Annotated in this window: 24 protein-coding genes, 2 tRNA genes and 1 pseudogene; 11 read left to right on the forward strand and 16 right to left on the reverse strand. The window is 47.4% G+C overall.

Annotation, left to right across the window (positions count from 1 at the left end; genetic code table 11):
• Positions 1 to 27 precede the first annotated feature (27 nt).
• Positions 28 to 939: pseudogene (locus PT300_09555) on the forward strand (L,D-transpeptidase family protein).
• A gap of 104 nt (positions 940 to 1,043) precedes the next feature.
• Here PT300_09555 and PT300_09560 read toward each other — a convergent pair.
• Positions 1,044 to 1,280, reverse strand: coding sequence for a major outer membrane lipoprotein (locus PT300_09560; protein ID MDF7680809.1), 237 nt, complete (start codon positions 1,278 to 1,280; stop codon positions 1,044 to 1,046).
• A 293-nt stretch (positions 1,281 to 1,573) separates the two neighbouring features.
• Entirely contained in the window at positions 1,574 to 2,986 is a 1,413-nt protein-coding gene (gene pykF / locus PT300_09565) for a pyruvate kinase PykF (protein MDF7680810.1), read from the reverse strand.
• 489 nt (positions 2,987 to 3,475) lie between these two features.
• Here pykF and PT300_09570 point away from each other — a divergent pair, with 489 nt between their 5' ends.
• Positions 3,476 to 4,216 carry a substrate-binding domain-containing protein gene (locus PT300_09570; GenBank protein ID MDF7680811.1) on the forward strand — a complete coding sequence of 247 codons (741 nt, stop codon included), beginning with the start codon at positions 3,476 to 3,478 and terminating at the stop codon, positions 4,214 to 4,216.
• On the opposite strand, the gene PT300_09575 is transcribed toward PT300_09570, so the two are convergent.
• Genes PT300_09575 through PT300_09585 form a run of 3 tightly spaced genes read right to left on the reverse strand, consistent with a single transcriptional unit; the run spans position 4,200 to position 7,010 of the window.
• On the reverse strand, positions 4,200 to 4,949 hold the full coding sequence (locus tag PT300_09575) for an ABC transporter ATP-binding protein (protein ID MDF7680812.1): 750 nt from the start codon (positions 4,947 to 4,949) through the stop codon (positions 4,200 to 4,202). The two genes, PT300_09570 and PT300_09575, sit on opposite strands and share 17 nt — an antisense overlap.
• Complete coding sequence (locus PT300_09580; protein MDF7680813.1) at positions 4,949 to 5,953, reverse strand: iron ABC transporter permease; 1,005 nt, start codon at positions 5,951 to 5,953, stop codon at positions 4,949 to 4,951. The genes PT300_09575 and PT300_09580 overlap by 1 nt, the downstream gene beginning before the upstream one ends.
• Complete coding sequence (locus PT300_09585; protein MDF7680814.1) at positions 5,943 to 7,010, reverse strand: ABC transporter substrate-binding protein; 1,068 nt, start codon at positions 7,008 to 7,010, stop codon at positions 5,943 to 5,945. The genes PT300_09580 and PT300_09585 overlap by 11 nt, the downstream gene beginning before the upstream one ends.
• 522 nt (positions 7,011 to 7,532) lie before the next feature.
• Between PT300_09585 and PT300_09590 the strand changes: the two genes are divergently transcribed.
• Positions 7,533 to 8,441, forward strand: a complete 909-nt coding sequence (locus PT300_09590; protein ID MDF7680815.1) for a DUF535 family protein — start codon at positions 7,533 to 7,535, stop codon at positions 8,439 to 8,441.
• Between the two features lie 178 nt (positions 8,442 to 8,619).
• On the opposite strand, the gene PT300_09595 is transcribed toward PT300_09590, so the two are convergent.
• The 3 genes from PT300_09595 to mdtK all read right to left on the reverse strand — a co-directional run bounded on the left by PT300_09595 (position 8,620) and on the right by mdtK (position 10,455).
• Positions 8,620 to 8,696 (reverse strand) — tRNA-Val (locus tag PT300_09595).
• Between the two features lie 4 nt (positions 8,697 to 8,700).
• A tRNA-Val gene (locus tag PT300_09600) sits at positions 8,701 to 8,777 on the reverse strand.
• A gap of 304 nt (positions 8,778 to 9,081) precedes the next feature.
• Positions 9,082 to 10,455 (reverse strand): MdtK family multidrug efflux MATE transporter, encoded by a 1,374-nt coding sequence (gene mdtK / locus PT300_09605; protein MDF7680816.1) that lies wholly within the window; start codon positions 10,453 to 10,455, stop codon positions 9,082 to 9,084.
• A gap of 371 nt (positions 10,456 to 10,826) precedes the next feature.
• On the opposite strand from mdtK, the gene PT300_09610 reads away from it, so the two are divergent.
• Entirely contained in the window at positions 10,827 to 11,444 is a 618-nt protein-coding gene (locus PT300_09610) for a riboflavin synthase subunit alpha (protein MDF7680817.1), read from the forward strand.
• 123 nt (positions 11,445 to 11,567) lie between these two features.
• Here the strand turns inward: PT300_09610 and cfa are convergent, their stop codons facing one another.
• Entirely contained in the window at positions 11,568 to 12,716 is a 1,149-nt protein-coding gene (gene cfa / locus PT300_09615; protein ID MDF7680818.1) for a cyclopropane fatty acyl phospholipid synthase, read from the reverse strand.
• Between the two features lie 317 nt (positions 12,717 to 13,033).
• On the reverse strand, positions 13,034 to 14,059 hold the full coding sequence (gene purR / locus PT300_09620; GenBank protein ID MDF7680819.1) for an HTH-type transcriptional repressor PurR: 1,026 nt from the start codon (positions 14,057 to 14,059) through the stop codon (positions 13,034 to 13,036).
• Between the two features lie 256 nt (positions 14,060 to 14,315).
• Between purR and PT300_09625 the strand changes: the two genes are divergently transcribed.
• Complete coding sequence (locus PT300_09625) at positions 14,316 to 14,408, forward strand: YnhF family membrane protein (GenBank protein ID MDF7680820.1); 93 nt, start codon at positions 14,316 to 14,318, stop codon at positions 14,406 to 14,408.
• Between the two features lie 85 nt (positions 14,409 to 14,493).
• Here PT300_09625 and PT300_09630 read toward each other — a convergent pair whose 3' ends face one another.
• Positions 14,494 to 15,414, reverse strand: a complete 921-nt coding sequence (locus tag PT300_09630; protein MDF7680821.1) for a C40 family peptidase — start codon at positions 15,412 to 15,414, stop codon at positions 14,494 to 14,496.
• Between the two features lie 326 nt (positions 15,415 to 15,740).
• On the opposite strand from PT300_09630, the gene PT300_09635 reads away from it, so the two are divergent.
• Positions 15,741 to 16,088 (forward strand): Grx4 family monothiol glutaredoxin, encoded by a 348-nt coding sequence (locus PT300_09635; GenBank protein MDF7680822.1) that lies wholly within the window; start codon positions 15,741 to 15,743, stop codon positions 16,086 to 16,088.
• A gap of 174 nt (positions 16,089 to 16,262) precedes the next feature.
• On the opposite strand, the gene rnt is transcribed toward PT300_09635, so the two are convergent.
• Together rnt and gloA are read right to left on the reverse strand one after the other, a co-directional pair.
• Complete coding sequence (gene rnt / locus PT300_09640; GenBank protein MDF7680823.1) at positions 16,263 to 16,904, reverse strand: ribonuclease T; 642 nt, start codon at positions 16,902 to 16,904, stop codon at positions 16,263 to 16,265.
• A 104-nt stretch (positions 16,905 to 17,008) separates the two neighbouring features.
• Complete coding sequence (gene gloA / locus PT300_09645; protein MDF7680824.1) at positions 17,009 to 17,416, reverse strand: lactoylglutathione lyase; 408 nt, start codon at positions 17,414 to 17,416, stop codon at positions 17,009 to 17,011.
• Positions 17,417 to 18,046: 630 nt separating this feature from the next.
• Between gloA and slyA the strand changes: the two genes are divergently transcribed.
• The gene (slyA, locus tag PT300_09650) at positions 18,047 to 18,481 is read left to right on the forward strand and encodes a transcriptional regulator SlyA (protein ID MDF7680825.1); all 435 of its coding nucleotides are present in this window, start codon (positions 18,047 to 18,049) and stop codon (positions 18,479 to 18,481) included.
• A gap of 51 nt (positions 18,482 to 18,532) precedes the next feature.
• Here slyA and PT300_09655 read toward each other — a convergent pair whose 3' ends face one another.
• Entirely contained in the window at positions 18,533 to 19,000 is a 468-nt protein-coding gene (locus PT300_09655) for a glycine zipper 2TM domain-containing protein (GenBank protein ID MDF7680826.1), read from the reverse strand.
• A gap of 253 nt (positions 19,001 to 19,253) precedes the next feature.
• Between PT300_09655 and anmK the strand changes: the two genes are divergently transcribed.
• The 4 genes from anmK to pdxY all read left to right on the forward strand — a co-directional run bounded on the left by anmK (position 19,254) and on the right by pdxY (position 23,460).
• On the forward strand, positions 19,254 to 20,372 hold the full coding sequence (anmK, locus tag PT300_09660) for an anhydro-N-acetylmuramic acid kinase (protein ID MDF7680827.1): 1,119 nt from the start codon (positions 19,254 to 19,256) through the stop codon (positions 20,370 to 20,372).
• A gap of 107 nt (positions 20,373 to 20,479) precedes the next feature.
• Entirely contained in the window at positions 20,480 to 21,136 is a 657-nt protein-coding gene (gene pdxH / locus PT300_09665; GenBank protein MDF7680828.1) for a pyridoxamine 5'-phosphate oxidase, read from the forward strand.
• Between the two features lie 129 nt (positions 21,137 to 21,265).
• Complete coding sequence (gene tyrS, locus PT300_09670; protein ID MDF7680829.1) at positions 21,266 to 22,540, forward strand: tyrosine--tRNA ligase; 1,275 nt, start codon at positions 21,266 to 21,268, stop codon at positions 22,538 to 22,540.
• Between the two features lie 59 nt (positions 22,541 to 22,599).
• The gene (gene pdxY, locus PT300_09675; GenBank protein ID MDF7680830.1) at positions 22,600 to 23,460 is read left to right on the forward strand and encodes a pyridoxal kinase PdxY; all 861 of its coding nucleotides are present in this window, start codon (positions 22,600 to 22,602) and stop codon (positions 23,458 to 23,460) included.
• Between the two features lie 102 nt (positions 23,461 to 23,562).
• On the opposite strand, the gene gstA is transcribed toward pdxY, so the two are convergent.
• A complete protein-coding gene (gstA, locus tag PT300_09680; GenBank protein ID MDF7680831.1) occupies positions 23,563 to 24,165 on the reverse strand; it encodes a glutathione transferase GstA in 603 nt (200 codons plus the stop codon).
• Between the two features lie 204 nt (positions 24,166 to 24,369).
• Positions 24,370 to 25,836 (reverse strand): dipeptide/tripeptide permease DtpA, encoded by a 1,467-nt coding sequence (dtpA, locus tag PT300_09685; protein ID MDF7680832.1) that lies wholly within the window; start codon positions 25,834 to 25,836, stop codon positions 24,370 to 24,372.
• Positions 25,837 to 25,927 lie beyond the last annotated feature (91 nt).

A 25,927-nucleotide genomic window follows, 5' to 3' on the forward strand; every position in this document is an offset into this window, starting at 1 on the left:
TTTATGAGTAAAAGAAGGAAAGTTTGTATGAAATGCATATCTCTCATCACGACGATCTTACTGATGTCTTTTTTCGTCCCTAATGGTGCACAGGCGGTGAATTACCCGCTACCTTCGGAAAATAGCAGGCTCATTGGCCAGAATCAATTCTGGGTCGTGCAGGAAAATGACCGTAACCTGCAGGCGATCGCGCGTCGTTTTGATACAGCGGCGATGCTGATTCTGGAAGCGAATGATAATCTGGCACCGCGACAGCCAAAGCCGGGCACATCGGTATTCATTCCGGCTCAGATGTTATTACCTGATAGTCCGCGTGAAGGTATAGTCGTTAACCTGGCTGAACTTCGGTTGTATTATTTTCCACCAGCAAAAAATCAGGTTCAGGTATATCCCTTAGGGATCGGTCAGTCAGGGCTGGAAACACCCGAAATGACAACCTATATCGGGCAGAAAATTCGTCATCCTGCCTGGACGCCATCGACCGGTATCCGTGAGCGTTCACGAGCGCAGGGGATAATACTGCCCGCCATAATACCTGCTGGAGCCAATAATCCATTAGGACAATATGCGTTACGCCTGGCGTATGGAAATGGTGAGTACCTGATCCATGGTACTAACGCGCCGGACAGTGTTGGACTGAGAGCCAGCTCCGGCTGTATGCGGATGAACAGTGCTGATATTCAGGCGTTATTTGACCAGGTGAGCATCGGAACCCCGGTGCGAGTGATTAATCAGCCAGTAAAATTTGCGATTGAACCTGATGGCAGACACTATGTAGAGGTACATCGGCCTTTATCGCAGGATGAAATCAGTGATACCCGTACGCTCTCCTACAAACTTCCGGGAACATTCGATCAATTTGCCGCAGATAAGGCGACAGATAGTGAACAACTGAAAAAAGCGCTTGCCAGGCGTGCAGGTTATCCGGTAACGGTTTCAGTACCAAAAGCACACTAACGACGGGATAAAACCAGTTGTCCGATGATCAATGAGATAAAAAAAATGGCGCACATCGGCGCGCCATTTTCATTACCCAGGCACTATTACTTACGATATTTAGTAGCCTGGTTGTCCAGACGCTGATTAGCGCGAGCTGCGTCATCTTTAGCAGCCTGAACGTCAGAGCGGAGTGCGCTTACGTCGTTGCTCATTTGATCAACTTTGGTGTTCAGAGTCTGAACGTCAGAAGACAGCTGATCGATTTTTGCATTGCTGGAGCAACCAGCCAGCAGAGTAGAACCCAGAATTACTGCGCCCAGTACCAGTTTAGTACGATTCATTATAAATACCCTCTAGATTGAGTTAATCTCCATGTAGCGTTACAAGTATTACACAAACTTTTTTGGGATGAGAATATTTTTTTATTCTGATTTGCTTAATTTTGCTTGTTCGCTCAAAGAACCAGCGAATTTTTTATGCAGGTAAAAAACTTGTGTGAAAACAGTTAGCTTTCATCGGATTAATCTTAAATAATCTATTATTAAATAGTAAATTCCGATTTGCATTTTTATTAATGTCAGCTATGAAAAGGCGTCTTATAAGACGCCTGAAAATAAAATTAGCTGATAAATTATTACAGCACGTGCACTGATGTTGTATTCGTTGTTCCACTCGGAACCAGCGCACCTGATACCATAACAACGGTATCGCCTGCATGTGCTAAACCACTTTGCAATGCCACTTTCTTACCCAGAACGTAAAAATCATCAGTGGATGATAATGGCTCTATCAGTTGTGGCACCACACCTTTACTGAGTTCTAACTGACGGGCGGTGGTCGCGTTGCTGGTCAATGCCAGAATGATGGATTCGGGGAAATATTTACGTACTGCGCGTGCAGATTTTCCGCCCTGAGTGGCCACAATAATTAATGGCGCTTCCAGCTTCTCCGCCGTTTCTACCGCACCGAGGCACACCGCTTCCGTAATACGCATCTTCCGGTTATCGTTCGCATAGTTCAGCCGACTGGTCATCACCCGATCAGTACGCTCACAGATCGTTGCCATAATCGTCACGGCTTCGAGTGGGTATTTACCTTTTGCCGATTCGCCAGACAGCATGACTGCATCCGTGCCATCGAGGATCGCATTCGCGACGTCACCGGCTTCCGCACGGGTAGGACGTGGGTTTTTAATCATCGAATCCAGCATTTGTGTTGCGGTAATCACGACTTTACGCGCACAGACACATTTATCGATGATCATCTTCTGGGCGAAGATAACTTCCTCAACCGGTATTTCAACCCCCATATCACCACGGGCAACCATAATGCCGTCAGATGCTTCAAGGATCTCATCGAAATTGTTTAATCCTTCCTGATTTTCTATCTTGGAAATGATCTGGATATGTTCGCCACCGTGGGTTTTCAGAAATTCGCGGATCTCTTCTACATCAGAACGTTTGCGGATAAAAGAAGCCGCAACAAAATCGACATTTTGTTTGCAGCCGAAAATCAGGTCCTGCTTGTCTTTCTCAGCCAGGGCAGGGAGCGCAATGGAGACACCTGGCAGGTTAACACCTTTGTTTTCGCCGAGTTCGCCATTGTTTAAAACGCGACAAATAACCTTATTCCCCTCAATAGAGATAACTTCCATGCCGATCAGGCCGTCGTCGACCAGAACAGTATTACCCGGGGTGAGGTCCTGTGGGAATCCTTCATAGGTTACGGCGACAATTTCGTTGTTACCGATGACTGATTTGTCGGTTGTGAAGGTAAAAGTTTGTCCGGCTTTCAGGGAGACGTCATTACCCCCTTCCAGTTTGATGGTACGAATTTCTGGTCCCTTAGTATCGAGTAAAATAGCGGCGTTTTTACCCGTTTTGCTTACCACGTTACGCAGATTTTGAATGCGCTGACCGTGTTCAGCATAATCACCATGAGAGAAGTTCAGACGCATGACATTCATGCCCGCATCCAGCATCCTGGAAAGCATCTCTTCAGATTCGGTTTTCGGACCGATAGTACAAACAATTTTGGTCTTTTTCATGAAAATTTTCGTCTTTAAGTTGTGAAAAACAGGGAAATTCCGATCCGCAGATGCAGCACCGCAGAATCAAATCGATATTATTAAGATTGTTATGCCATATACCCGGATCAGGTGATAGCAATAGTAAGCGCAGAAGAAAATATGCCGGTTGCTCAGCCCACGAAAAGCGTCTGTCTGTTATGTCGTTGTTTGTTGTCCACACCAATGTGCTGAAACCATTCAAGAAATATTTTTTACGCATTATACGATGCTGGGGCGGAAAAGGAAAATGCATTAACTTGTAAAAACAAGTTAAAGAGTAGTGTGTAAGACATTTTTTCGCCAGCCGATAAATTTAGTCGCAAATATGAGCGGATAAGATAAAAAATAGCTGGCTGAATAATGATAAAATCGTGCCCTCTGAGCAGACTAAAACAGCGAGGATGAAAGCGATTTCTCACCCTCTGACTCACCTGGGTGTCTGATATTTGATAGGGAATAAGCATTCTTATGACCGCAGCAGTTGTTTTGCTGGCAGCGGGGAGCCTGAAAGGCGCTTTCACACCGCTACTGGCGCATTTCTCGCAGCAAACCGGTATTCTGGTCGAGGCGCATTTTGGCCCGGCAGGGCTATTGCGTGAGCAAATCGAAGCCGGAATGCGCTGTTCTGTTTTTGCCTCCGCCAATAGTCAGCATCCGCAGGCATTACAACAGGCGGGGCTGGCGGGAGTGTGCCACTCGTTTGCCCGCAATCAATTGATGCTGACTGTACGCCGCCATGTCACCACTGATCAGGCTGACTGGCTGACACTCCTTAATAATCCGCAATGGCGTCTGGCAACATCGACTCCCGGTTGTGACCCGGCGGGCGACTATAGCTGGCAACTGTTTGCCCGAATTGAAGCCGCTTTTCCTGGCCAGGGGAAAGCCATGATCGCACGTGCGCAGCAACGGGTTGGTGGCCGATACTCCCTCCGGATACCGCCGGGAGAAACTGCCGGAGCATGGCTGATACGTGCCGATCTCGCCGATCTATTTATTGGCTACGCGCACTATGCCCGTCAGATGCTGGCCGCTGACGATCTACGTACCCTTGTTATCCCATCTCCCTGGAATATTCAGGCAGATTACCAGCTAACGATGGTTGAAAAGAGTCACGAAGCACAGCAATTATGTCGTTTTATCCTCGGCTCTATTGGTCAGCACTATCTGCAGCAGGCAGGTTTTTTGTCTGTCAGCGACGGATCGTGAACTGGGGGGCCAGCAGCGGCAGCGAGGAGCCGGGAGGATAAATTTTGTATACCGGTAACCCATAAGCGCGGTATAAATTTGCTTCGCTGAGTACCTGCGCAGAGTGCCCTGCCAGCCATTCCCCATCAGGTAACAGCAACAACGTATGACTGGCAACCTGTAGTGCATGGCTGGGATCATGGGTACTAAACAGCACGGTACGAGACTGACAACAGGCCAGATCGCTGATGAGCTGCATAGCAACTTGCTGATTAGCCAGATCCAGCGCCGAACAGGGTTCGTCCAGCAGGATGTTCTGGTTTTCTCCCACCAGGGCACGGGCGATCAACGCTAACTGTTGCTGACCACCAGAAAGCGAAGCAAATCGCTGAGCGGCAAGATGGGCAATCCCCAGCTGAGAGAGCGCGTCCAGAGCGTGTTGCTCATCGGTCTTGTCCGGTTGCGCAAACAGACCAATATGGCGAGCGCGCCCCATTAATACGACATCCTGTACCCGCCAGTCAAAAGTCGGACGAAAGGTCTGTGGCACAATAGCGATGCCGCCCTGCTGATAAAACTCACCGCCTAATGGCGGCTGTATCCCGGTTAACGTATGGAACAAAGTGCTTTTCCCTTTGCCATTAGCCCCGATTATCGCCCAGATTTCTCCCGGCTGGCACTGCAGACTGAGTGCGGTAAAGAGTGGCTGGCGATAACCGAAAAGGAGTTTTTCCACGCGAAGTGATGGTGCCATCAGATGCGACTCCTGCGACGAGTATAAATGAGTAATCCGGCAAACAGTGGAGTACCAAATAGTGCAGTTATGATCCCGACAGGGATTTCTGCTTGTGTCAGTGAGCGAGCGAGATTATCTGCGATGATCATAAACCCGCCCCCTAGCCAGAAAGCGGTTGGTAGCAGATGTCGGTGATCAGAACCTGTCAGCAGTCTGGCCAGATGAGGGATAACCAGTCCGGTCCACGCGATACTGCCACTGACTGCCACTTGAGCTGCGACCAGTACCGCACAACAGATCAGGACACCACGGCGTAATCCATTGACGGGGACGCCGAGGCTACGCGCATCTTTATCCTCGAGGGCTAGCAGATTAATACGCCAGCGCAGTTTAAATAAAACGCCAGCAGCAATAATAACCGGTGGTGCCATCACCGAGACTTTGTACCAGTTCGCGGTCGCGAAACTGCCCAGTAGCCAGAAAACGATATTGGGCAGCGTTTCTTCATTGTCGGCCAGATACTGTATCAGGCTGACCAGCGCGGAGAAAAAACCACTCAGAATAATGCCGGAGAGAATTAATATCAGACGGCTCTCGCGCCCCTGAAGTGTGGCGATTAGCCAGACCAGTATCAGTGCCAGCAGACCAAAACCAAAAATTATCGTCATCATTAATGGCATACTTAGCCCCAGCAGGATAGCCAGGGTGCCACCAAATGCTGATCCCGAGGTCACGCCAATAATATGAGGGTCGACCAGCGGATTGTGAAAAACACCTTGTAAGGTCGCGCCACACAATCCTAATGCGCCGCCGGCTAACAGCGCCATGATCACCCGTGGCAGACGCACCGACCAGATCACCTGGCCCGCGATGCTATCAATCGCCGCATAAGACTTAAGCTGAAAGAAAACCTCACTCAGACTCAGGTGATACTGGCCAATACAGAGCGAGGTTGTGGCGATAAATAATGTCAACAGCGCCAGTCCACTTTGCATCAGAAGTGGGTGGTGATTACCGGGCATCGGTTGACCACTTTATGCGATAAAAACGTTGATAATAATCCTGTACTTTGGCATCGACATCCACGTCATGATAGCGGGCAGGGTAGAGCTTTTTCGCCATCCACAATTCGCCGATCGCGAGCGCTTCTGGCATGGGGTAGCCCCAGGCTTTGGCATACTCCGGCATCAGCCAGATACGATGGTTTTTTACCGCATCAATGTGCTGCCACTGAGGATCGTTTTTAATCTGACTGATGACCTGTGGATAGCGATGCTGGACAAAAATAACCTGAGGGTTCCACTGTAAGATCTGCTCGATCGAGACCTGAGCTGCCCCTTTGATTGAGGCAGCAGCCACATTCAGCGCACCTGCATGTTTCATCATCAGGCCAGTATATTTGCCTGAACCGTAAGTATTAAGATCGGGGTTAGCCATATAGACGCGCACGCGCTGATCCTCGGGGATATCTGCCACAGGCGCGTTGGCTAACTGTCGTGCCTGAAAAGTGTAGCGGATAAGATTTTCGGCTTCATCCTTACGATTAACGACGTCGCCAATCAGCCGGATCCCCTGTTTGAGTCCCTCATTGTAAGCCTGCTCTTCATCGGCCATGAGCGGATTTATTTTGGTTTTTTCATTAGCGGCATCCTGGCGTAGTGAGATAGCTACGACCGGGATCCCGGCGTTGTTAATCTGTTCGATCATTGCCTGTGGTGCGTAATTCGCGACAAATACCACCTGGGGGCGCAATCCCAGCAGGCTTTCAATATTGACCTGGGTTAAATCACCAGGGGTGGGCAGTTGTTCTATTTCTGGCATAAAACGGACAAAATCGGGCCCGAGCTGCTTTTTCCAGCTATTCAGCACGCCGACAATATGATCCGCCGCGTTAAGCTGCACCAGGAGATTTAGCGTCTGATGTTGTAGCACGACCACCCGTGTCACCGTGTCAGGAAGTGTGACTTCACGACCAATTTGATCGACAACAGTACGGCTGGCCAGCGCATGGCCGGTAAACAGGCTTAGACAGAGGATGATAACCCTGGATATGGAGAAAAAACGGCTTAAATCTGGCATGGGAGTTCTCGAATACTGAATATTATCGAAATATATTAAAATACATATCGATTCATCAAGCAATCCTTAACCACCAGACATTGCTGTTGCAGATAATTATGTTAATTAAATGATATCACTAGGTTATATTTGTTTAAATAACGCATGAAAAGAGACGGTTTCTGGAAAAATCATGAGCAATACAGTCACTCAGTAAACAATTTTTACTCTCATTTTATGAATAAAAATTATTTCATTCTGAGAAAAAATAAAGCACATAACCGGTTCCCGGTTAATCGATATAACCCGCGAAATAGCCCGGCTGAAACCGGTTTTGCGATAAGGAAAAAAGCCCACTCAATGGCCGGTAAGGCGATTGCGTCATCAGTCACTGCCGTATGCCAGCATAACAGACGCTTTGCTGGGATAAGGTAAGATAATAAATTGATATAGAATGATTTTTTTAAAAACATGATTTTATCGGGAACATGTAAGCGCTTATGATATCATATGAGTCATAATTGACTGCTATGATCCTGAACCATGACGCAAACAGCGATAAAAACCTTCAAAGCCTGGCGAAAAAATAATAAATATATTATTCAGGCTAAATCTGCCTATAAAAAGGTATTACGTAAATGTCGTGAAATTCCTCTGAAAGGAAAAAAATATAAAGAATATCAGATGCTTTGTGAAAGCTATCTGTGTGCCAGACTCACTGCGGCTACCGAAGGACTGGATCGGTTTCAGGATAAACCCTTTATACCCTATCTGAATAAGACAATATCAAAAAAAACAAAGTTAGATATTGCTTATGGTGCTTTGCAGTTTCTGGAAAAAAGGTTTTCTGCGCCGGTATTACAGCAGTTGTTCAATATGAAACAATATGGCGTGAACATAGCAGATATCCCTTTGAAAAATGGGACAGATATTGAGATCAGATTGCTGGCTTCACCTTTTCAACAGGAAGGCGAACTGATGCTGCTGATGCGCCACGATAAGAAACGTGTTTATAGTATCTGCTTTTCCTGTACAGAAGATCATCATGCCTATATCGGTGGTCTACAAAGAGGAAAGGATATCACTAATGATGATATTAAAGTATTAACAAAAGAGTTACAGGGGGCCAGGCCAAAGAATCTGTTGCTCTCTCTGCTATATGCTTTTTTACAGTATGCTGATATCAATGAAATTTATGCGATAGATTCAGATCATCATATTAAAAGTGAAAAGGTAAAAACCAGTTATGCGGGATTGTGGCTGGAAGTCGGCGGTGAAAAGTATCGTAACGGTTGGTATAAACTACCGCCGCAGGAGAGAAAGAAAAATATTGAAGAGGTCAAAAGCAAGCATCGTAGTCAGTTTCTCAGACGTGAAGCAATGAAAGAGCAGGCACGTACGGCCTTGATCGTCACTATGCAGAAGATAATGACAAAATCAGCTTCGCAGTAATTGTTTATCGCACCAGACAAGGATGTCGGCCTGAGGTGCTTTTTCTTTGCAAAGGCAGGCTCGCAGGCGATATGTGACTTTATGCTAATAAAGAATATTCAGCGGGAAGCGAACCGGATACTGTCGGGAATGAATAAATTATCCCTGTTGTGAGCGTGAAGTATTGTGTGGTGAAAAATGGTGCGTCCGAGTGGACTCGAACCACCGACCCCCACCATGTCAAGGTGGTGCTCTAACCAACTGAGCTACGGACGCACAATGGTGCGTTCAATTGGACTCGAACCAACGACCCCCACCATGTCAAGGTGGTGCTCTAACCAACTGAGCTATGAACGCAATATTGTAGTGACAACGGGGACGCATATTAGCGAGCCGGAAAGGTTGTGGCAAGAGTTAAAACCGACTTTTGTGGCAGAATACGCACAAGTGAAGAAGTTTTATGCATATTGCTGTTATTTTATCGCCCTGGCAGTCACTGTTGTGTGTTCTTCTGATACAAGGTCTGCTGCGACAGGCCAAAATCGCATCGTGCCTGACAAACGCGCTATTTTGAGTGCTGTCAATCTGATATTAATCAATCATGTTATCAGCCTCATGATCGCACTCTCCGCGATCATGAGGCGATATTGTGACAGGGTAGTTAGTGTGCTGCACGCTGCAAAATAATAGCCGCAGGCTGGCGCTGCAGAAAACGCATGCGTAGCATCATCAGGATGGCCGCAATGGTTAAGCCAACAATAAAACCACACCAGAAGCCAGCAGGTCCCATACGCGGAACAATGACATCGGTCAGGGCGAGCAGATATCCGACCGGTAATCCGACTGCCCAATAGGAGATAAGAGTAATAAAAAAGATCGAACGGGTATCTTTATATCCCCGTAAGATCCCACTGCCAATCACCTGTATAGAATCGGAAATCTGATATAGCGCCGCCAGTAACATCAGATGAGAAGCCAGAGTAATAACTTCCGGTGTGTCGTTATATAACAGGGCGATTTGTTTGCGCAGTAAAATAGTGAAAACAGCCGAAATTATCGCCATGCCAATACCGACGGCCAGCCCGGTTATGGCAGCAACCTGCGCCCCCTGTGTCGACCTTTGTCCAAGACAGAATCCGACACGAATAGTGACTGCCGCCGCCAGGGACAGTGGTAATACAAACATCAGTGAGCTGAAGTTTAGTGCTATCTGGTGACCGGCGACATCAACAATTCCCAGAGGCGAAACCAGTAGCGCAACCACCGCGAAGAGCGTAATTTCGAAAAAAAGCGCCAGTGCAATAGGTAGCCCTAACTGAACCAGTCGTTTCAGGACACTAAAATCGGGTTTGCTGAATTTTTCATGACTGCGGATATCACGCATAGAGCGGGCACGACGCATCCAGAAAAACAGACAAAAGAACATCACCCAGTAAACGGATGCCGTTGCCACCCCGCAACCAACCCCACCCAGTTTCGGCATACCAAAATGGCCATAGATAAAAATATAATTAACAGGAATATTAACCAGCAGACCGATAAATCCGGTGATCATTCCGGGCTTCGTGTTGGCAAGTCCCTCACACTGATTACGGGCAGTTTGAAAGAACAGATAGCCCGGCGCCCCCCATAATAGCGCACGAAGATAGCCGATCGTTTTATCGGCAAGAGCAGGTTCGACACCATGTTGTAATTTGATAATAAAATGGGCATTCCACAGCACCACCATCACCAGCAGTGAGGCAAATCCCGCCAGCCAGAACCCCTGATGCACCTGATGCGCAATTTTATCACGTCGCCCGGAACCGTTGAGCTGAGCAATAACAGGCGTCAGTGCCAGTAGTAAACCATGAGCGAACAGAATAGCGGGCATCCAGATAGACGTGCCAATGGCTACCGCCGCCATATCAGTTGCGCTGTAACCACCAGCCATCACGGTATCAACGAATCCCATTGAGGTTTGAGCGATCTGAGCGAGGATGACTGGAATAGCGAGTGCTAATAGCTGTCGCGCTTCAATAAAATACTTCTGCACGTGTACACCTTTCTCTGGTTGTTATTTTTAGCGCCTGGCCCATCAGGCTATTTTACTTGCCATTTTATCCCTGGGTAGAGTCCGAAATCTTCACGTACTCCCTGTACGCTGCGGTTTCTCTGCGCTATCCGTGTCCAGACTGGCTGCGTTAATAACCTGGTGGGCCAGGCGCTTAGACTAAAAAAGCCGCTATGGGTAGCAGCAAAAGGAAGAATGATAAAATATTCGGGGCTATTGTAGCGAGGATATATCATTAAGCCAGTAAAAAATTGCTGGCGGTAATGTCTGCTGGCAACCTGCGTTATCAGCTGTTATTGTTGCCAGTCAAGAGAATATGAAGAGTAGGGCGTAACGGCCTGCGGGAGTAAAACATGTTTACGGGTATTGTACAGGGGATCGCTAAAGTTATATCAATTGATGAGAAACCTGATTTCCGCACGCATGTCGTGGAACTACCAGAATCGATGCTTGAAGGACTGAAGACCGGGGCATCGGTGGCACATAATGGCTGTTGCCTGACGGTGACTGATATTGATGGTTTGCATGTCAGTTTTGATTTGATGAGAGAGACGTTGCGTGTTACTAATCTTGGTGAACTCCAGCAGGGGGACGAGATCAATGTTGAGCGTGCGGCGACATTCAGCGATGAGATTGGCGGTCATTTGATGTCAGGTCATATTATGACGACAGCAGAAATTGCCAGAATAATGACTTCAGAAAATAATCATCAGATTTGGTTTAAAGTTCAGAACCCTGCTCTGATGAAATACATTATTTATAAAGGTTTTATCGCAGTAGATGGGATCAGTCTGACCGTCGGTGAAGTGACTGCAACACGTTTTTGTGTTCACCTAATTCCTGAAACATTGCAACGGACAACACTGGGCACGAAAAAGATAGGCAGTCGTGTCAATATTGAGATTGATCCTCAGACTCAGGCGGTGGTTGACACGGTGGAACGGGTGCTGGCAGCACGAGAAAAGGCGTAGCAGCAGCCAGGATTATCAGTGCTGTTGTCGCGGGCATCAACAAGAGAAAGCGGAAATCATTCATTTGATTTCCGCTGTTAATGGTAAAAATCATTTGATATCTCGCCGATAGTGCCTCTGTCCTCAACGAGCGACACGGATCCCGTTTTCCACACCGCGCGAAAAAACAATCTGCCAGAGCTGGATATCGCGTGCGCGAAAAGCCCCCGCACAGGCATTGAGGTAATAACTAAACATGCGCTTAAACCGTTCTGAATAGTGTCTGGCAATCACCGGCCAGCTTGCCAGGAAGCGCTGATACCAGGACATCAATGTCGTATCGTAATCAGCCCCCATATTGTGCCAGTCTTCCATGACAAAATGTGATTCACTGGCCTGAGCAATTTGTCGCACTGAAGGTAAGCAACCGTTCGGGAAAATATATTTGTTGATCCACGGATCGACGTTAAGGTCGGTTTTTTTAGAGCCGATGGTATGCAGTAAAAACAGACCATCAGCCTTCAGATTGCGGTCGACAATATCAAAATAAGCCGCATAATTTTTGGGGCCAACATGCTCAAACATTCCGACAGAAACAATACGGTCAAAACAATCCTCTAAATCGCGATAGTCCTGTAACAGGATAGTGACATCCAGTCCTTCACAGCGTTGCTGCGCCATTTTTTGTTGTTCGGCAGAGATAGTGACGCCGACGACACTGACATGATAATTTTTCGCTATATAACAGGCCAGTCCCCCCCAGCCACAACCAATATCCAGCACTCGCATACCGGGCTTCAGTTGCAGTTTGCGACAAATAAGATCTAATTTTGCCAGTTGTGCCTGCTCCAGGGAGCACGCTTCTTTCCAGTAGCCACACGAATATTGTAAATAAGGATCGAGCATGCGGCTGAAAAGATCATTGCCGAGATCATAATGCTCTTTCCCGACGATCCACGCGCGTTTTCTGCTTTGCAGGTTAAACAGGCGTGCGCCCGCGATACGTAAGGTATCTTTGAAGTGATGAGGTAACTGATTTTCCAGTCCCGCGTGCAAAACCTGGTGAAAGAAGATATCCAGCCGCTCGCAATCCCACCAGCCATCCATATAACTTTCACCTAATCCCAGCGATCCCTCCTGTAAAACACGCTTAAAAAAAGACGGGTTTTTAATCTGCAAATCAGCCGGAGAGGAACCATTGATTTCAATATTGGCACAGGCAAGCAATTCAGTTGCAATCCGATACCAGTTATCATGTGGCACTTCTACTTTTTCTATACATGAGGAACTCATAATATCTCCATTACATCCAGGTATTCAAAACAGGCGAACAATATGAACATCTTTAATATCTGGTGAGAAAATTCATGAAATTGCCATCTGGTGCAGGAAAAAGAAAAGCAGGAGCCTTTCTACAAAAGCCATCCATAGTGGAATTAACACAGTTTTTCCGTATCAATAAATATTCTGATTACCACCTGCTGGATTCAGTATAGGATGCTGATATCCTGCTTTCAATAAAAATACATTATCAAAAAAATTACTATTCATTAACACATCTAACTGATTGCGGAAGATCCGTGCCGGAATAACCGACACGGGAGGCAGGTTTAGCGGCGATAATCGATAAATGGGCCATCAATAACGGAACGGCGCTCGATCAGACGGGGATGAACTTCTATCGACTGTGATATTTCACGCTTATTGACGATACGATCCAGTAGCATATTGAACGCCGCTTCACCCAGCGAATCTTTTGGCTGGTGAATGGTCGTCAGTGATGGACTGAAGTAGCGGGCGTTGCGCACGTTATCATAGCCAATCAGCGAGATATCCTGGGGTACGCGCAGGCCCAGTTCATCCGCGGCACAAATAGCGCCCATTGCCATAATATCACCGCCACAGAAAATAGCGGTGGGTCGATGTGACTGGTTCAGAATCTGCTGCATTGCCTGATAACCGGATTCGGGTTCGAAGTCACCCTGCACAATCCAGCTATCGGGGATCGTAATCTGTGCCTCTTCCATCGCTTTTATAAAACCCGCCAGCCGCCCGGCACCGGTATTACGTTCCAGCGATCCCGAGATCACCCCAATTTCGCGATGACCACGTTCGATCAGATAACGTCCTGCCATATAGCCACCTTCGAAAGCGTTATCAATCACTGAATCGGTAAAATCAGCTTTCGATTCCCCCCAGTCCATGACCACCATAGGGATATGACGATACTCTTCCAGCATTTTCAGCACCGGTTGTGGGTATTCTGAACACATAACCAGCAAACCATCGACACGTTTCTGTGCCATCATCGAGAGGTAGGCGCGTTGTTTTTCCGGATCGTTCCAGGCGTTACCCAGAATCAGCGTGTAGCCTTTCTGGAAACAATTCTTTTCTATTGCTTCGATAATTTCTGCAAAATAGGCTGCTTCACTACTGGTCGCCAACAGGCCGATGGATTTGGTATGGTTAACTTTCAGGCTCCGTGCTACTGCGCTGGGAGAATAGTGTAGATCTTTGATCGCTTTCCAGACAGCGTTGCGAGTCTCTTCAGCAACGAAACGTGTTTTGTTGATGACATGTGAAACTGTCGTAGTTGAAACGTTCGCGCGTTTCGCAACATCTTTAATAGTCGCCATTACTTCTCACTCCAGACCTTGATCAGATTGTCTGCTAAATACTTGTCTTTATACAGACATCGCGTCGCGGCAACGACGCAGAACAACAGGAAGGGATCACAGGTCGATAGACTCATACTCTTAGTGAATTTTGTCTGATCTTACAGAAAAGGGAAAGTGCTAAAGGCGATATCATCGGTAATCTCATAAGATTTTTACTCATTGTTGTGCCAGAATAAGAAGACCTGTTTTTTGATATAAGAATCGCCAGAGGAAAATGATGGATACAGATTTAAAGCTTTCGTTAACAACAACGGTTATCGTTCTGGGGCTTATCGTGACGGTCGGGCTGATTGCGGTACTGCACTGATCTTATTTGATAAGGGAAAGTCGTTTTGTGGTTTTTGGGCAGCAGATGACTTTCCTCTTTTCTGACAGGGATAAGAGCCTGTCCATCAGCGGAGATTTTTGGGGGTCATCACGCGGCGGGCACCGACATAATGACGAGTCCAGTAATCCTCGCTTAGCGACGTTATCTGAATATCGCGGCCTGAACGCGGTGACTGAATAAATTTGCCATTGCCGACATAGACACCAACATGATCAGCAACACCACGGTTTTGGGTGCGGAAAAAGACCAAATCGCCACTCTGTAACTCACTGCGTTCCACCGGTCTGGCATCATCCAGATGATACATTTCATTCGCGGTCCGCGGGATGCGAATTTTTACCAGATCTTTATAGGCGTAATAAATCAGTCCACTGCAATCAAAACCCGTTTGTGGAGACGTGCCTCCCCAGCGATACGGTTTACCAATCTGCCCCATCAGCTTTGACATGGCGATCGTCTGGGCTTTCTGAACACGCGCTTTATGTGCAGCTGATAATGTCAATGGTGATTTTTCGCGGGTTGTTTTGCAATTGGTGTTCTGACCTTTACGAGAAGCACATTTTTTTCGCGCGTTATTCATCGCCACTGGCATCGGTTTTGCCGATGCTTTTGCCGACTTCGCACACTGTTTTTTATCGCCTTTACGTTGTGGGCATTGATTGGTGATCTTTGCAGTCTGGCGGGCAGCGAGAGGTTTTGTACTCTGCCTGGCCTGACTTTTCTGCTCGCTGGTGCGTTTAGTCTGACGCTCTTTTGACAGGGCGGCGCTGGTTTTATTCACTGACGTTTTAGCCACTTGCGCGCGGGGAGCTTTAGCCTGCTTACTGTTAAGGCGTGTTTTTCGATCACTGATATTTTTAGTCTGAGGGCTTTTTGATGAAGCTGCAGGTGGTGTCTGCCCTGAAGCCAGTGCCAGTGGTGTGACGGAGAGCGCGCTAAACAGTAATACACAGAATGATATCGTGATTTTATATAGCTGCGCCACTGCGTCGTCTCCTGTTAAGGGGCATACCTGTATATCTGATGGTATACAGGAAAATATGGGTAATTTTAAAACATAAAAACCAGAAAAGTTAATAGATTTTATCTCTGACTGGTTTTTTAAGCCATGATAAATGAAAAAACTCTACCGCGATCAAGCTATTATTCATTATGAAAAATAAAGTAAATTTGTCTCCGCCACGCCATGTCACATGACGCCTCAGGATTTAAATAAGTGGACGGATAAAGCCACTATCTGTCTGTGGTTGAGAGCGCTACAATAGCAGAACACTGTCACATAAAAGTTATAAAAGTTAAGGAAGTACGGTAATGAGTATGACTATAGAGAAAATTCAACGTCAAATCGCTGAGAATCCGATTCTGTTGTATATGAAAGGATCACCCAAGCTACCCGCCTGTGGTTTTTCCGCTCAGGCGGTGCAGGCATTGTCAGCGTGTGGTGAGCGTTTTGCCTATGTTGATATATTACAGAACCCTGATATCCGTGCTGAATTGCCAAAATATGCCAACTGGCCCACTTTCCCGCAGCTCTGGGTGGAGGGAGAGTTGATAGGGGGATGTGATATTGTGCTTGAAATGTTTCAGCGCGGAGAACTGCTGCCGCTCATTCAGCAGGCAGCGGCTAAATATAAGAGCGATGAACCCAAATCAGAGTAACGAGTCAGCCGACAGATAACGGCTTTTCGCTGGCTAAGCACTCTGCAGATTGCGGCATTCGCCGGTCATTCATCTGTTATTTCAGACGCTGCGTAACAACACATGCCCCTGGCCGCTGGGGCATGTTGCTAGCGTTGTTCTGAACGGTTTCTGATTATGGAACAGTGCTATTTTTTACTCTGCCAGTGGTACTGGCCAGCCTCCCAGGCGTTTCCAGCGATTCACCATTTCACAAAATAGTTGCGCTGTCTGTTCGGTATCATAGCGGGCAGAATGCGCCTGTTCACTGTCAAACGTCATACCCGCGGCAAGGCAGGCTCTGGATAATACCGTCTGGCCGAAAACCAGGCCGCTGAGTGTCGCGGTATCAAACGTGGTAAAAGGATGAAAGGGATTACGCTTCAGCCCCGCACGTTCGGCCGCAGACATCATAAAGCCATGATCGAATTTAGCATTATGCGCAACCATAATGGCGCGATGGCAGTGATGAGATTGCATTCCTTTGCGGATTGTCTTGAAAATAGCATGCAGAGCATGATATTCGCTTACCGCACCACGATCAGGATCGTGCGGATTAATACCGTTAAAGGCCAGGGCTTCAGGCTGCAAATTCGCGCCTGCGAACGGCTCTATATGGAAATGTAATGTTTCATTGGGCATCAGCCAGCCCTGGTCATCCATTTTCAGCGTAATAGCTGCGATCTCAAGCAGAGCGTCTGTCCGGGGATTAAATCCGGCAGTCTCTACATCAATGACTACAGGATAGAAACCACGAAAACGGTCGCACAGACCATTAAGTTGCACGTTTTCGGACATGAGATTCTCTTAGCTAAAAAAAATGGCGGTCATTATGGCAAATTTCGCTCCGCCTTGCAGTAGCGGAGCGAAAACAATGGCGGTTGATGCGTGTCTGAAACCAATTAGTGACCGAGACCTTTACCGGCATCTTTCGCTTCAATCAGTTCGATTTTATAACCATCCGGATCTTCAATAAACGCAATAACGGTAGATCCTCCCTTAACCGGCCCTGCTTCACGGGTAACGCGACCACCATTTTGACGAATACGGTCACAGGCGGTGGCGGCATTTTCTACGCTTAACGCAATATGCCCATAGGCGTTGCCGTGATCATATTTATCTACTCCCCAGTTATAAGTCAGTTCGATAACGGTAGTGTCACTTTCTTCACCATAGCCTAGAAAGGCCAGTGAATATTTATACTCCGGGTTTTCACTGGTACGCAGTAACTTCATGCCCAGTACATCGGTATAAAATTGGATGGAACGTTGCAGATCACCAACGCGCAACATTGTATGAAGTAATCGCATTTTTTCACTCCTTTTTATCACCCGCTTTCACGGGGAGCTATTGGCGAAAAGAGACACAATAGCGTAATAAATAAACAAATAGTTTGTTACAACATGATACTATACTCTAAATCATTTTTGTTACGGGACAATAACATCTGATTCAGACTGGCAGGATGATGCGGCATATACACGATAACCGCTATAAATACAGCGTTTTTTATTCAACATCGCCAGTGATATTAATAACAGTAATAAAATTCTCCGTCATTCTGTCTCTGTTTAATGCTGTCACTGGCATCGATGATGAAGGCTGTTTTGTCAGGTGACAATAACGCTTTCATTGCGGACTGGAGAATATTCATGTCCGCCAGGAACCCGTACTCCGCGTGGTCTCAGGGATATAAAGAGCCGCGATAGCGCTTCTTTAGACCCTGCTGTCATAAGCCCCGGAAGCGCCCCCTCGGTTTGAGCAAATTAACCTTTTCTGGTCTCGCCAGCCGAAATTTTAAATTAAAATATGACAATAAATTGTAAACTATTGTTTTAGTTTGCCTGAATCTAATAATTGATTTGTTTTGGTACTTTAAATGTTGCACAATCATTATAACCAGGGTAACAACTTAGTAAGATAATTATAAGGAGACGAAATTGGAATCACCACTTGGTTCTGATCTGGTACGTTTAGTACGCATTTGGCGTGCGTTGATTGACCAGCGCTTAAAACCTCTGGCATTAACGCAAACACACTGGGTAACGTTGCATAATATCCATCAATTGCCTCCTGAACAGTCACAAATTCAACTGGCAAAAGCGATTGGTATTGAACAACCTTCATTAGTGCGTACATTAGATCAGCTGGAAGCGAAAGGTCTCATATCTCGTCAAATATGTGCAAATGATCGCCGGGCGAAACGTATTTTGTTAATGGAAAAGGCTGAACCGTTGATTAAGGAGATGGAAGAGGTCATCAATAAAACCCGCGAAGAAATCCTGTCTGGTATTTCAGCACAAGAGGTAGAAAACATGCTCAATCTGGTTCATAGACTGGAAAAAAATATCCTTAATCTCCATCCAAAAGATTGAGCACTCACGAAACGGGACAATAGCGGCCGTCATGGCCGCTTGAACAAAAAGTTAGCGGGGAGAGACGGTGACACGTTCGCGATTGCCAGCAATGGCTACACGCTGACCCACAGAGTAGGTATATTCCCCTTGTTTCTGCACAACGATAATGGTGTTGCCATCATCTTTGCGGATTTCCAGTTCGAGCCCTTGTGACCGGTTCATCGCGCCCTGGACGTTCTGACCGGTTAGCCCACCCGCAACTGCGCCTGCGGCAGTCGCCAGTGAACGCCCGGTTCCGCTGCCAATGGTATGTCCCAGAAAACCACCGAGAACCGCGCCACCGATGGCACCCAGTGCATCGTTTTTATCGTCGCTTTGGATTTTAACCTTTTTAATATTAACGATAGTGCCATAGGTAACGTTTCGTACCTGTTTGGCTTCCGACGCGGAGTAAACATCACCAGCAAGGTCGCTGTCGTTAACACATCCTGCAAGTGACAGACTAATCATAGAGAGAGCCAAAACACGTAAAATCATTTATGAAACCCCTTCGTTAAAGCCAATTTTGTTAACTGCTCGTCATCTCAATTATAAGGGGATTTGTCCGTTGTTGGTACACATAACTTTATTATTATGATCATAATAAGAGAGTAATAAAGGGCACCTCAACCTGAGATAAACACCGGCGCTTTTTCTTGTCTGTGAGCCAAAAAAAGGATAACAGCATAGCATTGCACCTTCATTTATGATGGAGTGAAAAAAGACCCAACTCATGGAGTGCAGAAACGGTATGCTATCTGGTTATTTTATCGGCGTTATGTCTGGGACCAGTCTTGATGGTGTTGATGTTGTCCTCGCCACGGTGAATGAAAACACGGTTGTTCAGCGGGCTGCGCTGTCGCATCCCATGCCGGTGCAGCTGAAAGAAGCTATTTTGGCGATTTGTCAGGGGCAGTCGCTCACCTTATCGCAACTCGGCTATCTGGATGTATCACTGGGGCGATTATTCGCGGAAGCCGTGCTGGCGTTAATGGCACGGCAAAATTTACAACCAGCGGATATTATTGCGATCGGTTGTCATGGTCAGACGGTATGGCATGAGCCGCTGGGGGAGAAGGCAAATACGTTACAACTTGGTGATAATAATCAGATCGTTGCTCGTACAGGTGTGACTGTGGTCGGCGATTTTCGCCGCCGTGATATGGCGCTGGGTGGCCAGGGAGCACCCCTGGTTCCCGCCTTTCATCATGCGTTATTAGCGCACCCCAATGAACGACGGATTGTCTTAAATATCGGCGGAATTGCCAATCTATCGCTGCTGTTTCCCGGCGAACCGGTACGAGGTTATGACACCGGTCCTGGCAATATGTTAATGGATACATGGATCTGGCAACAATGCGGTAAAAATTATGACCAGGATGCACAATGGGCTTATCAGGGCAAAGTGTCGTACCCTTTATTGCAATCTATGCTGGGCGATCCGTGGTTTGCCTTGCCAGCACCGAAAAGTACAGGACGCGAGTATTTTAATATCCGCTGGTTACAGGGGCATCTGGCGCGTTATCCTGAGCTGCGCCCACAGGATGTTCAGGCAACCCTGGTGGAGCTGACTGCAGTGACTATCGCTGATCAGGTACATTATCATGGCGGTTGTCAACGCCTGCTGGTTTGTGGTGGTGGTGCGCATAATCCACTGCTGATGTCTCGCCTGGCGGCACTGCTGGCGGAAACCGATGTTGTGACCACAGATAGCGAAGGTGTTAATGGTGATGACATGGAAGCACTGGCCTTCGCCTGGCTGGCATGGCGGACGCTCTCTGGGTTACCGGGCAATCTGCCGGCAGTGACAGGAGCGACGGAAGCTTCTGTCCTGGGGGCTATTTTCCCTGCTAATCCGCGCCCTGAATAACCTCAATTGACCCGATAAGCGATTCATCATTACCGATGACTTGTCGTTGAGATTTATATTCCGGTAGCGCACAATGAGATCATTGATGACACTTTTTTTCACTCGCTATGTCTGATGATAACGAATTGCAGCAAATCGCATCCCTGCGTCGGGAGTACACCCGCGAAGGATTGCGTCGTCGGGATCTTCCCGCTGAACCCTTAGTGTTGTTTGAGCGCTGGCTCAGACAAGCGTGTGAAGCCCGGCTGGCTGATCCCACGGCGATGGTGGTTGCCACGGTTGATGAACAAGCTCAACCCTCACAGCGTATCGTTTTACTGAAACACTACGATGAAAAAGGACTGGTGTTTTATACCAATCTGGGGAGTCGTAAGGCCCGGCAGATTGCTGATAACCCGCGCGTCAGTTTGCTTTTTCCCTGGCATATGCTGGAGCGTCAGGTGATCGTCGCAGGAAAAGCAGAACGTCTGTCAGCGCTGGAAGTGGTCAAATATTTCCACAGCCGTCCCCGCGATAGTCAGATTGCCGCATGGGTTTCCCGACAGTCAAGCCCGGTGTCTGCCCGCTCTCTTCTCGAAAGCAAGTTTCTTGAACTGAAGCAGAAATTCCGGCAAGGCGAGATCCCGCTACCGAGCTTCTGGGGGGGATTCCGTGTCTGTATTGAACAGATAGAGTTCTGGCAGGGGGGCGAACATCGCCTGCATGATCGCTTTTTGTATCAGCGCGATAATGATGTATGGAAAATTGATCGGCTGGCACCGTAATTCACCAAATTTGTTATGTTAAACGCTGGTGCAGAGTGGGCTGGCGCTTTATTCTATGTCAACTATTTTACATCGCGACTTTATTTTGCATTCGACAAAAACGAAGTCGTTTGATTCATGGAGACTTTGATGGCAAGCAGTAACCTGATTAAACAATTGCAGGAGCGGGGGTTGATAGCCCAGGTCACGGATGAGAACGCGCTAGCAGAGCGTCTGGCGCAAGGGCCAATCGCCCTTTATTGTGGCTTCGATCCTACCGCTGATAGCTTGCATTTGGGGCATCTTGTTCCCTTGCTATGCCTGAAACGTTTCCAGATGGCAGGACATCAACCGGTGGCGCTGGTCGGCGGGGCGACAGGTCTGATTGGCGATCCCAGCTTCAAAGCCGTTGAACGCAAACTGAATACCGAAAGTACAGTACAGGAGTGGGTGGATAAAATTCGTCAGCAGGTGACGCCGTTCCTCGATTTCACCTGTGGCGACAATGCCGCTATCATGGCTAATAACTATGACTGGTTTGGCAGCATGAATGTGCTGACTTTCCTGCGGGATATCGGAAAACACTTCTCTGTTAACCAGATGATTAATAAAGAGGCGGTCAGACAGCGTCTGAATCGCGATGATCAAGGTATCTCCTTTACTGAATTCTCTTATAACCTGTTACAAGGGTATGATTTCGCCTGTCTGAATAAGCGTCATAATGTGGTATTGCAGATTGGTGGTTCCGATCAGTGGGGGAATATCACTTCGGGGATCGATCTGACCCGCCGTTTACATCAGAATCAGGTATTTGGTTTGACGGTGCCATTAATTACTAAAGCGGATGGGACTAAATTCGGTAAAACCGAAGGCGGTGCTGTCTGGCTGGACCCGAAAAAAACCAGTCCTTATAAATTCTACCAGTTCTGGATTAATACCGCCGATGCCGATGTTTACCGTTTCCTCAGGTTTTTCACTTTCATGAGCATTGACGCGATCGCGGCACTGGAAGAAGAGGACAGAAATAGTGGTAAAGCACCGCGTGCGCAATATGTGCTGGCGGAACAGGTGACGCGCCTGGTACATGGTGAAGAGGGGCTGGCCGCGGCACAACGTATTACCGAAAGTTTGTTTAACGGTCATTTGAGCGATCTGCAGGAGACGGACTTTGCCCAGCTGGCTCAGGATGGTATGCCGATAATCGAAGCGGAAAAAACAGCGGATCTTCTGCAGGTGCTGGTTGATTCTGAATTGCAACCCTCCCGCGGACAGGCGCGGAAGGCCGTTATCGCTAACGCCGTCACCGTCAATGGCGAAAAACAGGCTGATCCAGAGTATCTATTTAATGAGACAGACCGCTTGTTTGGCCACTACACTTTACTCCGTCGTGGTAAGAAAAATTACTGTCTGGTTTGCTGGAAGTGACTATGTAAAATTTTAGGGATATCAAAGATATCCCTGTTTTCTGGTATCAGGTGTCCCCAATGATCGATATTCTTGCTATTCAGTCTCATGTGGTATTTGGCCATGCTGGCAACAGTGCTGCTGTATTTCCTATGCGCCGCCTCGGTGCCAATGTCTGGCCGCTGAATACGGTACAGTTCTCTAATCATACCCAATACGGAAAATGGACCGGCTGTGTGATGCCGCCAGAACATCTTACTGACATTGTTCAGGGGATTGCGGATATTGATCAGCTTCAGCGTTGTGATGCGGTGTTAAGTGGCTATCTGGGATCGGCTGAGCAGGGCGAACGTATTCTGGATATTGTTCGTCAGGTAAAAGCGGTTAATCCGGCGGCGAAATATTTTTGTGATCCTGTCATGGGGCATCCGGAGAAAGGATGTATTGTTGCTCCCGGTGTTGCTGATTTTCATGTCCGTTATGCACTCCCCGCCAGTGATATCATCGCCCCCAATCTGATTGAGCTGGAGATTCTGTGTGGTCATCCGGTGGCTTCTGTTACCGATGCGGTTTCTGCCGCGCGTGAGCTGATTGCACAGGGTCCAGAGATAGTGCTGGTGAAGCATCTTGCGTGTGCCGGGATGGACAAGGATCGTTTTGAAATGCTTTTAGTCACTGACGCTGAGGCCTGGCATATCAGTCGGCCGTTGGTCGATTTTGGTCAACGTCAGCCAGTTGGCGTCGGGGATGTCACCAGCGGCTTACTGCTGGTTAAATTGCTCCAGGGGGCAAGTCTGCGTGAAGCGCTGGAACATGTGACGGCGGCGGTATATGAGATTATGCTGACGACAAAAACGATGCAGGAATATGAGCTGCAAATTGTCGCTGCCCAGGATCGCATTGCGCAACCGACACAATGGTTTCACGCGACACAAATCTAAACAGTCTGTTGCCCGGTTAAGGTTGTTTTCCGGGCAACGGCAGTTATCTGCTTTTCCACCAGAAACCAGCGGTTTGATGATCTCAATACCAGCTGGCATATTCTACTGATTTTCAGCATCCAGTGCTGCTGCAACGGCAGGGCGGGCAGCAACCTGTTTCATCCAGCGATCAATATTGTGATAGTCAGCCTTGATCAGTTTCATCGCATCAGCCCAGCGCAGTATGGTAAACAGATAACCATCGGCAATGGTGAAGCGATATCCATTGATCCACTGTTTATCCTGTAACGCCGCATTAATATATTGCAGTTTATTCTCCAGTTGCTGACTAACCAGTGCTTTATATTCTGCGGGCGTATCCGGGTGAAAAAGGGGAGAAAATCCTTTATGGAGCTCAGTGGCGATATAATTTAGCCACGCCAGAGTGTGATAACGGGTCATCACTCCAACCGGTGCCAGTAGCTGACGATCCGGGACACTGTCTGCAATATATTGCATAATCGCGACCCCTTCAGTGAGAAGTGTTTCGTCATCAAGCAACAGTGCTGGAACCTGTCCCTTCGGATTGATCTGCAGATAGTCACTACCATTTTCCAGACATTTATTCGCCAGATCGACACGTTGTAGTGTGAAATCGAGGCCGCTTTCACGCAGGGTAATATGTGAAGCAAGGGAACAAGCACCGGGTGTATAGAACAGTTTCATCAGTCACTCCTCATAGCGGTAGTTTTAGTCATAGTAGCCGCCTTAGCGATAAAAAAGAAGCGACAAAAATAGCAGCGAATTTGGAAGAGACAGATATTCGTTAGCGGGGAGGGGGATATAGCGGAAAGACAATTATCGATTTGCCAGTCGCCGTGCGATATACGGCGACTGACATCAGATTTTACACAGGGTACAGGCAGCGGCTTATTTCTGAGTCATACGATTCAGTTTTGGCGCGATAATAAACATCAATACCGCGATAATGGCAGTGACGATACCGATTTGCAGGAAGACATGCCCATAGACTGCCAGAGACTGCAAAGGATCGGTGACATTATTCGGAACAGCCATCAGATTAGCGACATTGCCTGCGATGATAGCGGCACCCGCATTCGTCAGAAACCAGCTGCCCATGATAAAGCCCATCAGACGTTGTGGAACCAGCTGGGCAATCATGGCCAGACCTAAACCTGAAATCATCAGCTCACCGATACTCTGTAATGCGTAGCTTAAAATTAACCAGTTAACAGAGACGATACCAGCATCAGTCGCAAATTTTGCCCCTAGTGGCAGCACAAAAAAGGCCATAGAGCAAAGTGCCATACCGATGGCAAATTTATGCGGCATCGGCAGGCGATCGCCCATCTTGTTATAGATAGCAGCCAGGATAGGGCTACCGATCATAATCCAGAAGGGATTGAGCGCCTGGAACTGTTCGGGCTGAAACTGGATACCCAGAATAGTATGCTCTACATTGCGGATGGCAAAGAAGTTGAGTGAAGTGGGCATCTGACTATAAAGCACAAAAAAGACAATAGCCTGCATCATCATAATGAAGGCCACGATCATTTTACGTCGCGCCGGGCCATGCATGGCGGCAGCTTCTTTGATAAAGACAACGACGATAACCAGTGCAATGATAGCCAGTGCTATACGAGCGATACTCTGGTTATGTAGTAGCCAGGTGGCGATGCCAATCAGAATGATTATCCCAGCGAGTGTTGCCAGTAACTTACCGGTATGAAGCGGGGCAAAGTCGGGTTTTGAGCCATACTCTTTCACCCAATTCCGGCAGAATATAAAGTTGACCAGTGTTATCAACATACCGATAACACTCAGGGAGAAAGCGATGCTCCAGCCATATCTGTTCGCCAGCCAGGGGGTTGCCAGCATCGAAAAGAATGAACCAATGTTAATCGCCATGTAGTACATAGTAAATGCACCATCAAGACGCGGGTCGTCTTTGGCATAACAGGTAGATAACAAAGAAGAGGGATTCGCTTTAAATAAGCCGTTACCGACAGCGATGGTCGCCATACCCATATAAACGATATGGGTGTTATGGCTTGAATAGGCAACAAACGCATAACCGATGGCCAGTACGATCGTCCCCAACATGATGACACGTTTTGTGCCAAGGACTTTATCGCCTAACCAGCCGCCAACTGCGACAAGGCCGTAAACCAACGCACTAAAGGAGGAAAAGAGAGTAATGGAATCCGCTTCCGACATATTGAGTTGTTTTACAAGGTAAACAGCCATGATCCCTTGTAAACCATAGAAACCAAAACGCTCCCATAATTCTATCGAGAAGATCAGATAGAACGATCTTGGTTGCTTGAATGCGTTAAGACTTACACTTTCGGTTGTTTTTTTGTTCGCAGTTGACACATAAACCTCTTTTTTTGTCCCATATTTATGGGGCTAATTCAGGGCGCACGTTAAGAAAATCGCCACTTATAGTTATTCTGGAAGGAAAAGC

It is taken from the genome of Enterobacteriaceae bacterium ESL0689 (assembly GCA_029433525.1).
GTDB lineage: Bacteria > Pseudomonadota > Gammaproteobacteria > Enterobacterales > Enterobacteriaceae > JAQTIF01.